The organism is Pseudomonas sp. P867 (genome assembly GCF_019891455.1).
Classification (GTDB): Bacteria; Pseudomonadota; Gammaproteobacteria; order Pseudomonadales; family Pseudomonadaceae; genus Aquipseudomonas; species Aquipseudomonas synxantha_A.
In genome coordinates this window covers 96,628-104,963 of record NZ_JAFLXB010000018.1, presented here as the reverse complement: position 1 = coordinate 104,963, position 8,336 = coordinate 96,628, and the positions used below count along the sequence as shown (strand labels likewise).

The following is an 8,336-nucleotide window of genomic DNA, read 5'->3' as shown; positions in this document are numbered from 1 at the left end:
GGTCACCGAAGGGCCGAAAAACCACTCAATGTGGTGAGTAGGTTCTCCAGTGGTGGTCGCGCTTGAGTTCAGGCAATCTGAAAATCCGACTTTTTCAACAGAATCGGCCGATTGCTGCCCCTGGCGAGAGGCATAAAACGGCCAAAGGCGGACATCAAAGCAGGGAGAAATAAATCCTCCCATTTACCCCCGGTCTCGCCTCCTTCCGACTAGTAAGTGCTCTGGCCGGCATGAGGCGACCCCGTATTAGCACGTGCAGGTGCAGTAGGCTCATACGGGACAAATGATTTACGAGAGAATCGGGATGTCAGCCAGCATGTCCTTAAGCGTGATGGCATCCCACGGCAGATGCTCGGTGATACCTAAACCAACTACATCAGTCGCACTGGACACATCGTTGATCAATCGCACCACTTGGGCCGCGCTCATTTTCCCTGCTGGAAAAGCCTCATAAGGATCGCTCGCCGGGTTGGGCTCACCGAAGAACACCGAGCGAAACTCAGTCGGGTTCAGAACATCCAGGTCAAAGTGGATGGCCAGATGCTTGATTTCGTTGAGACGGATCCACTCCAGTACGCTTTCACTGGACGAGATCAGCGCTTCTGGTGTTGCAACACTCAGACTGTGGCGTTCGATGAATTCAGCTTCCTGGCGGGTCAGACCATCCTGCCGCAGCCCTGCAAACATCACCTTCTTCGGATCAATGTGCACCTTTACTTGAGCTGCCAGCGTTGCGTCTCCTTCACCGAGCAGGTTGGCCATTACCATCGTGTGGGCGTTGCAATACTCTTTCGGGTTTTTGATATCCGGGTGTGCATCTATCCAGAGGATAGCGAGCTGGCCGTCGTACCGTTCGTTGAGGTAAGCGAACGGGGCTTGGTCGACCAGGCAGTCGCCTCCAAATACCACTACGCGGTCTGGGCGATGCTCATTAAGTACTTCAGTTGTTGCCTGGAGCTGCTCCATGATCGCTTCACGATGGGCTACGCCATCCTGAATCACCGTCTTCTGCCCGGTATAGGGCTTTACGGGAATCTCGATCAGAGGGCTGGTACTGGCCGGTGCCAGGAAGGCTAGTAGCTCTGCACCGAACCCGGTTGGCGGATTGTCACCACCTTGCCACTGGGGAATCTTCAGGCGAAGTGTTTTACGTGGGCCGGCCAGCTCGATGGTAAGCTCGCTTTCCTTAACGCTGGCAATCGGCTGGAGCACATCACCGTTGAACGGACGCATTTCAAGCTGAGCTTCCAATCGGTTTGGCAGGTCTGGGTTAGCCAGGGCTGCTTTGCCAATGGCTAAAACGCTCGCGCCTGCATCCAGCACCTTGCCGGCACTCTCAAGATCTTCCAGGCCGCCATTGGCAATGATCGAAACGCCAGGGGCGTAACGGTGCGCGAGCGACACCAGGGTATCCTGGCCTTCGGGGAAGGCTGGCTTTGAAGCATCGTATTCAGTGACATGGATGAAGTCTGCGCCTGCTTGCGCAAGAGCACTGAAAATGATCTGCGCGTCAGCTTCGCCGCCCGGCCACTTACTGGTGAAATCGTTCACCTTGCCTTGTGAGATCCGGATGCCGACCCGAGCTAACTGACCGATTTCCTTTTTGACCTTCTCTACGATTTCCGCCAGCAGCGAGACCCGCCTCTGCGTATTTCCACCCCAGCGATCGGTGCGTTTGTTGGTCTCGTAGCTTAGGAACTGATCGAGCAAATAGCCGTTGGCACCGTGAATCTCGACGCCGTCGAAGCCCGATATGCGTACAGCGCGAATCGCTGAGCTGACGAAGCCCTCGACGATTTCAGCGATTTGCTGCTCGCTCAATTCTTTCGGTTCGGCGTAATCGCCCTTGCCGTAGTAGAAACTCAGTTGCTGACCCTTTGGCTTGATCGCCGAAGGCGCGACGGTTTCGGTGCGAAAACGATTACTCTGGCTGAGCGCGCCCGAGTGCATTATCTGAGCGAAGAAACGGCTGCCCCTGGCCTGAACCGCCTGCACGGTAGCCACCCAGGCGTGCGCTTGTTCGTCGTCAGCCAAGCCAGGCTGGAATGCGTATCCCTGGGAGTAATTCCTGTCGGTATAAAGCCCTTCGGTAGTAATCAGACCGAAACCACCCTGTGCGAAGCGCAGGTAGTACTCATGCATCGCCGCAGTGATTTTGCCATGCTCAGTGGCAGTGACGCGGGTCATGGGGGCAACAGCAAGATGGTTCTTCAGCTTCAAACCGTCTATTTGAGTGGTTGCCAAAACTCGAGGTATTACTTGCGCAGTCATGATCTCAGTCCTCATCAAAATTCTTGGACTGTTGGACGAATCACGATTTCGTTGATGTCCACGTCCTGGGGTTGTTCGATGGCATAGGCGATGGCGCGGGCGACTGAATCGGAGGAAATCTGGTTGGCCTGATAGAAGCCTTTCACCACCTCCGCAGTATCGCTATCGCAGGTGTGGTGCTTGAGCTCAGACTCAACCGCGCCGGGAGAGATGATTGTCGAGCGGATGTTATGGCCAATCTCGCTGCGCAAGCCTTCAGCGATCGCCCGCACAGCGAACTTGGTGGCGCTGTAGACACTGCCGATGGGTGCAAAGACCTTGATGCCGGCTACCGACGAAATATTGATGATATGCCCGCTGTTCTGAGCCTCGAAGCGTGGCAGTACGGCCGCGATACCATAGAGCACGCCTTTGATGTTGATGTCGATCATGCGATCCCATTCATCAACCCTGAGCTTGTTGATCGGCGCCAGCGGCATGGTGCCGGCGTTATTAACCAGCACATCGATTCGGCCGAACTTCTCGACGCCGGCGGCTGCCAACGCTTCCAGATCCTCTCGACGCGTCACATCCGTTTGCACCGCGATGGCTTGGCCACCCTCAGCAGCAATCTCTGCGACTATTTGATCAAGGCGTTCCAGTCGGCGAGCACCCAGAACAACCTGTGCACCCGCACGAGCCAGGAGGCGAGCTGTAGCCTCGCCCAAACCGCTGCTGGCTCCGGTAATGATGACAACTTTGCCTGCGATATTTGATTGGCTCATACGAAGAATCTCCGTTGTTGGAAAAGGTGCGTTACACCCTACCCGTCAATGACCAACCAAATAATGGGTAAACTGCTTATTTATAAACAACCAAGAGTTGCCTATGGATCGTCTTCGAGCTATCGAAATCTTCATCAAATCCGCCGACCTGGGCAGTTTTTACAAAGCCGCCGCAGTGCTGGGTATAACCCCTCAAGCCGTCAGCAAGGCCGTTCGTCAGCTGGAGGCAGAGTTAGGATTGCCGCTGTTCCGGCGTTCGCGGCGCAGCTCAAGCCTGACCGAAGAGGGGCGCACCTTCCTCGAACGAACCCGAGGCGGGGTTGCGGCACTGGCATCGGCATGGGAACAGACCCGACAAGCCACTGCGTCTGACCAGGGGCTCATTCGTCTGACAGCACCATTGAGCTTATGTAAGAACCTCATGCTGCCACTCATCAAGAGCTTTCAGCAGGCACATCCAGATGTTGAATTCGATCTGGTGGCGGAGGATCGATACACAGATATCGTGAGTGCCGGCATTGATGTGGGCTTCAGATCAGGTTTCTCCCCCGAAGGGCAGCTCGTGGTGAGGGAACTGATGCGACTCCAACTGATCGCCTGTGCCTCTCCAGACTATCTGGATCAACACGGCGTTCCTGCCACGCGCATGGATCTGGTCAACCATGAGTGCATTGGCAGTCGTAGGCCGAATACCGGTCGGGTCATTCCTTGGGAATTCAACGTCGATGGCATCGCCGAGTACGAGCCTGTCCATGTCTCGTTCTGTACCAATGACGTAGGTACCGAATTGCAAGCCGCTTTGGCAGGCATGGGGATAGGCATGATCGATGGCATCATCGCCGCTCCCTATCTGCGCAGCGGTGAACTAGTTCCTCTGTTCTGCAGTAGCATCAGCGAGCGATACGCGATCTTTCTTTATCATGCCCATCAGCCTGACATGCCTCGGCGCGTCCAGCGCTTCATTGAGCACGCGGCCCAGTATATTAAACAGCAGGCCGACAGTTTCCGCTTTGATGAAAAACAGCTTTCAGCTTTGCATCTGGGATACGTAAAGGAACTTCAAAAACCATTCAAACAGTCAGGGCGAGAATATGTAATCACTCTTGGCAGGTCCGAGAGCCAAGAGTGACTGATCCAAGCGCCACTGCCATCTTCCTTACTTACTGCAGATATCGAAGAGGCTGATTCGTACCACAGATGGAGATTTGCAAAGATCTGCTTCTGGCCGAAAGACTGACAAGTCTTGAGCGTACGCTTTTGGCCGGTTAGCTAACGTTGCTCCGATTAGCCATCCTTGTCCTTCCACACGTGGAGGACTTGTCATGAACATCATCGCTACCTGCAGACGTCAGCCCCGGAACAAAGGAAAACTGGTCGGGCAGAAAACCCCACTCCGACTGAGAGATATCTGGGCCATCCGAGTAAGGCTTCAAATTGCGGAAAGAACCCGAGATCTGGCTCTCTTCGATCTGGCCATCGACAGCAAGCTTCGAGCCTGCGACTTAACCAAGCTCCGCGTGCGCGACGTTGCTCATGGCGAGCACTTATCATCACGAACCATGGTGATGCAGCAGAAGACGCAACGGCCTGTGCAGTTTGAGATCACTGATCAAACACGATCTGCTCTCTGGGCCTGGATACATCGGGCCCAGCTACGCAGCGAGGACTACCTTTTTCCTAGCCGGCTGCATACTTCAGACCATCTATCTACTCGTCAATACGCTCGTATCGTCAAAGGCTGGGTGAAAGCCGTGGGCCTTGATCCAGCCATGTATGGCACACACACAATGAGACGTACGAAGGCATCACTGATCTATCGCAGGACGAAGAACCTGCGGGCGGTTCAGTTGCTGCTCGGCCATACGAAGCTGGAGAGCACTGTTCGATACCTGGGGATTGAGGTCGATGACGCCCTGGAGATGGCGGAACAGACTGAGGTTTGACCATGCATAGCGACGGTCGAAGTTAGACCGTCGCTAACCGGCCCGCTCGTCGACAGAGACGTCGACTACGCGGACCGCATTGGTATCACTGACTTAATCGTCAAGGCTTTCGGGAAGCAGAGTGCTTTGTCCGCGATAGTCACCTTGGATGAAACGTTTCATAGGCAATCCTGCGTTATCACTTTGGGCAATCGGAGCAACGTTGGAAGACTCTTGATGTACTCTGATGCAAGAAAGTAATGCTAGTAAATTTGGAGCTTAAGGATCTGCCTATGGATGTGATTTCAGCGCACCAATTTTCTACAAATCACCGTACTCAAATTGAGGCAAGCGATCACTGTGGCTGTTTTTACTGCTTAGGTGTGTTTTCGCCCTCTGAAATCACTGAGTGGGTTGATCTAGATAGCACCGCTCTGTGTCCGAAGTGCGGGATCGACTCGGTCATCGGTTCAGCATCCAGTCTGCCGATTACCCCTGTATTTCTTTCGAAAATGCACGAACACTGGTTCTAGAAGATCCTGTCATTCGAGGGCATCCCTTCGGTTTGAGATCTACAGACTAGCTTTACCTCAGTGCCGAACGTTCCTGCTAAGTATTTACACACTCTGGGCCGAAAGCAGTCGCCGCTCTCCTCATCGCAGAGGGCTTTGTGCCGAGGCTGAATCCACCAAAGCCATCAAGCGCCAACTCGCCGAGTCGTTGTACGTGGCTTACAACGACGCGACGAGTTATCGAGCTATTGAATTAAAGGGCTAATCATCACCCAGGGCAGGGCGCTTCGCGATCGAGGAGTCTGGCGGTAAGCAGTACGCCCAGTTCGCTCAGTTGGTGTATGGCGAGGGCGATGTCGCGGTGTTTGCCGTTGAGGTCTTCGGACAGGTCGAGCAGGAGGGTGCTGACGCTGGTGAAGGTTTCGTAGCTGTTGGTGATGAGGCTTTCGTTGTTGGCGTTGGGGGCAACGTTGAAGAGGGCACTTGAATCTGCTTTTGACATGAGTAGACATCCTGAGTGATGCCACCACCTTTCCGCTACTAAACAGTGGGTGGCAGCTGTACGCAGGTTAGTAGACCGGTGGACATCTAAAGCCGGCGCGCCCGAAGACGCCCTGCGCACAGCCACCATCAAGCACAGACGCACTGTCTGACTGATGAAACTCATGCACTAATAGATACCCAAGCTCAGGCTACTAAACCCGAATCACTGAACAATTCAGCGACCGAGCCACCTTAGAGACGGCCACCCCAGCGCACAAGCCGGCGGATTCTGACGCACGCGTAGGCAATGGAGCAAGGCGCGGTGTGGAAATCGGATTTTGCCTTCAGGCGCTGCGTTATCGTTTGGGTTTTTCGCGAGCAAGCTCGCTCCTACAGAAGTGCCATATTCCGGTGTTATGGTTGGCGCTGACGATGGAGGACTGAACATGACATTGACTGTCGACACCTTGCTCGAATTGGCCATGGCCAACCCTATCAATGCGCAAATCACCGCGCGCCTGCCGGATCTGGGTGTGCAGCAGTGCATGCTCACGGCGGGCTGTTTGTTCCAGGCGGTGTGGAACCATCAGGCGAATCTGCCGGCGGCTCAGGGCGTGAAGGACTATGACGTTTTTTACTTTGACGAGGACCTGTCCTACGAGGCGGAAGACGCGGTAATTCGTGCGGCGCAGGTGCTATTCCAAGACCTGGGGGTGAATGTGGAGGTCAGGAATCAGGCGCGGGTGCACCTTTGGTATGGGCAGCGGTTTGGCCGGCCTTACCCGCAGTTGCATTCGGCCCGGCAAGGGGTGGACCGTTACCTGGTGGCGGGCACGTGTATTGCGCTGGATATTGCCTCGGGCGAGGTGTACGCGCCTTATGGCTTGGAGGATGTGAAGCAGGGTGTCTTGCGTATCAACCCCTTGCATCCGGAGCCGGAGCTGTTTTTGCACAAGGCCAGGAGTTATCAAGCGCGTTGGCCGTGGCTCGAGATTGTCGAGCCGGGCTTAGCCCCAATGCTGTAGGAGCGAGCTTGCTCGCGAAAATCGTTAACGATAACGCGTGCCTTCAGATTAAACGCGGCGCCTGTGAGTTTTTCGCGAGCAAGCTCGCTCCTACAGTAACCCCCCGAGTACGCCGCAACCTATTACTACCAGCCATGGCGGCAGCTTCCACACCATCAACGCGACCAGTGCGAGTAGCGCCAACGCCACGTCATACACATTGAAAATCGCGCTGGTCCACACTGGCTGGTACAGCGCCGCCAACAACAGGCCAACCACCGCCGCGTTCACCCCGGCCAGTGCCGCCTGGGTACGCGGGCTGCTGCGCAGGTTTGCCCAGAAGGGCAAGGCACCGAAGATCAGCAGGAACGACGGTGCGAAGATCGCCAGCAGGGCGATCACCCCGCCAAGCCAACCGCTCGGGGCGTGGGTCATGGAGGCACCGAGGAAGGCGGCGAAGGTGAACAGCGGGCCGGGCATAGCCTGGGTGGCGCCGTAACCGGCGAGGAATACATCGTTGCTGACCCAGTGGCTGGGCACCACTTCGGCTTGCAGTAGCGGCAACACTACGTGGCCGCCGCCGAATACCAGCGCGCCGGTGCGGTAGAAGGCGTCCACCAGCGCCAGCGTGGGGTTGAGCGCCCATGCGGAGAGGAGTGGCAAGCCTATAAGCAGCAGCAAAAACAGCATCAACCACAGGGCTCCGGCACGGCGGCTGATGGCGATGGGCAGCGCGTCGGGCTCGGCACTGCTCTCGGGCTTGAACAGCAACAGGCCGGCCACGCCTGCGACCACCATGACCCCGACTTGAGCCCAGGCGGAGGGTTGCAGCAGCACCACGCAGGCGGCGATCAACATCAACGCCACCCGTAAAACGCCTCGGCACAGGTTGCGTGCCATGCCCCATACGGCCTGGGCCACCACCGCTACGGCGACGACCTTGAGGCCGTGCAGCGCGCCATGGGGGAGGGCGCCGCCGTAGTGGGCCAGCCCCAGGGCAAACAGGATCAGGGCGATGGCCGACGGCAAGGTGAACCCGGCCCAGGCTGCCGCCGCGCCCCGGTAACCCGCGCGGGACAGGCCCAACGCGATACCGACCTGGCTGCTGGCCGGGCCGGGGAGGAATTGGCAGAGGGCGACCAGTTCGGCATAGCTGCGCTCGCTGAGCCAGCGGCGGCGGCTGACGAACTCTTGGCGAAAATAGCCCAGGTGCGCAATCGGCCCGCCGAAGGAGGTGAGGCCCAGGCGCAGGAAGATCAGGAACACTGACCAGGGGCTGCTGCGGTGATCGGCAAGCTGGGGCAAGGGGGCGTCTCGGGCAACGATGCTGGATGTTGCCGACCATAACCAATTTTCATGACGCGCAGAAGAGCGGGTATT

The 8,336-nt window shown here is 56.7% G+C and carries 8 protein-coding genes and 2 pseudogenes; 3 read left to right on the top strand and 7 right to left on the bottom strand.

Annotation, left to right across the window (positions count from 1 at the left end; translation table 11 throughout):
* From J1G33_RS25590 to J1G33_RS25580, 4 genes and pseudogenes are all read right to left on the bottom strand, one after another.
* Positions 1-183 (bottom strand): hypothetical protein (locus J1G33_RS25590; protein ID WP_223019011.1); only part of this gene is annotated, 183 nt, incomplete at its 3' end.
* Between the two features lie 105 nt (positions 184-288).
* The gene (locus tag J1G33_RS28005) at positions 289-1,002 is read right to left on the bottom strand and encodes an arginase family protein (protein WP_323134844.1); all 714 of its coding nucleotides are present in this window, start codon (positions 1,000-1,002) and stop codon (positions 289-291) included.
* Between the two features lie 171 nt (positions 1,003-1,173).
* Positions 1,174-2,271, bottom strand: a pseudogene (locus J1G33_RS25585) (NADH:flavin oxidoreductase); the annotation flags it as partial.
* A gap of 14 nt (positions 2,272-2,285) precedes the next feature.
* Positions 2,286-3,035, bottom strand: a complete 750-nt coding sequence (locus J1G33_RS25580; RefSeq protein WP_032880218.1) for an SDR family oxidoreductase — start codon at positions 3,033-3,035, stop codon at positions 2,286-2,288.
* Positions 3,036-3,138: 103 nt separating this feature from the next.
* Here J1G33_RS25580 and J1G33_RS25575 point away from each other — a divergent pair, with 103 nt between their 5' ends.
* Together J1G33_RS25575 and J1G33_RS25570 are read left to right on the top strand one after the other, a co-directional pair.
* Positions 3,139-4,164 carry a LysR family transcriptional regulator gene (locus J1G33_RS25575; protein ID WP_223019010.1) on the top strand — a complete coding sequence of 342 codons (1,026 nt, stop codon included), beginning with the start codon at positions 3,139-3,141 and terminating at the stop codon, positions 4,162-4,164.
* Positions 4,165-4,357: 193 nt separating this feature from the next.
* Positions 4,358-4,978, top strand: coding sequence for a tyrosine-type recombinase/integrase (locus J1G33_RS25570; protein ID WP_223019009.1), 621 nt, complete (start codon positions 4,358-4,360; stop codon positions 4,976-4,978).
* Positions 4,979-5,074: 96 nt separating this feature from the next.
* On the opposite strand, the pseudogene J1G33_RS28000 reads toward J1G33_RS25570, so the two are convergent.
* Together J1G33_RS28000 and J1G33_RS25565 are read right to left on the bottom strand one after the other, a co-directional pair.
* A pseudogene (locus tag J1G33_RS28000) lies at positions 5,075-5,140 on the bottom strand (hypothetical protein); the annotation flags it as partial.
* A 597-nt stretch (positions 5,141-5,737) separates the two neighbouring features.
* Positions 5,738-5,971 (bottom strand): DUF6124 family protein, encoded by a 234-nt coding sequence (locus tag J1G33_RS25565; RefSeq protein WP_032880222.1) that lies wholly within the window; start codon positions 5,969-5,971, stop codon positions 5,738-5,740.
* 427 nt (positions 5,972-6,398) lie between these two features.
* On the opposite strand from J1G33_RS25565, the gene J1G33_RS25560 reads away from it, so the two are divergent.
* On the top strand, positions 6,399-6,977 hold the full coding sequence (locus tag J1G33_RS25560; protein ID WP_103733772.1) for a nucleotidyltransferase family protein: 579 nt from the start codon (positions 6,399-6,401) through the stop codon (positions 6,975-6,977).
* Positions 6,978-7,067: 90 nt separating this feature from the next.
* Here J1G33_RS25560 and chrA read toward each other — a convergent pair whose 3' ends face one another.
* Positions 7,068-8,261 carry a chromate efflux transporter gene (chrA, locus tag J1G33_RS25555; protein WP_032880224.1) on the bottom strand — a complete coding sequence of 398 codons (1,194 nt, stop codon included), beginning with the start codon at positions 8,259-8,261 and terminating at the stop codon, positions 7,068-7,070.
* Positions 8,262-8,336 lie beyond the last annotated feature (75 nt).

Bases quoted from the DNA above. Each gene is read 5' to 3' on its own strand.
- J1G33_RS25580 (WP_032880218.1), bottom strand. From the start codon at position 3,035: ATGAGCCAATCAAATATCGCAGGCAAAGTTGTCATCATTACCGGAGCC.
- J1G33_RS25575 (WP_223019010.1), top strand. From the start codon at position 3,139: ATGGATCGTCTTCGAGCTATCGAAATCTTCATCAAATCCGCCGACCTG.
- J1G33_RS25570 (WP_223019009.1), top strand. From the start codon at position 4,358: ATGAACATCATCGCTACCTGCAGACGTCAGCCCCGGAACAAAGGAAAA.
- J1G33_RS25565 (WP_032880222.1), bottom strand. From the start codon at position 5,971: ATGTCAAAAGCAGATTCAAGTGCCCTCTTCAACGTTGCCCCCAACGCC.
- J1G33_RS25560 (WP_103733772.1), top strand. From the start codon at position 6,399: ATGACATTGACTGTCGACACCTTGCTCGAATTGGCCATGGCCAACCCT.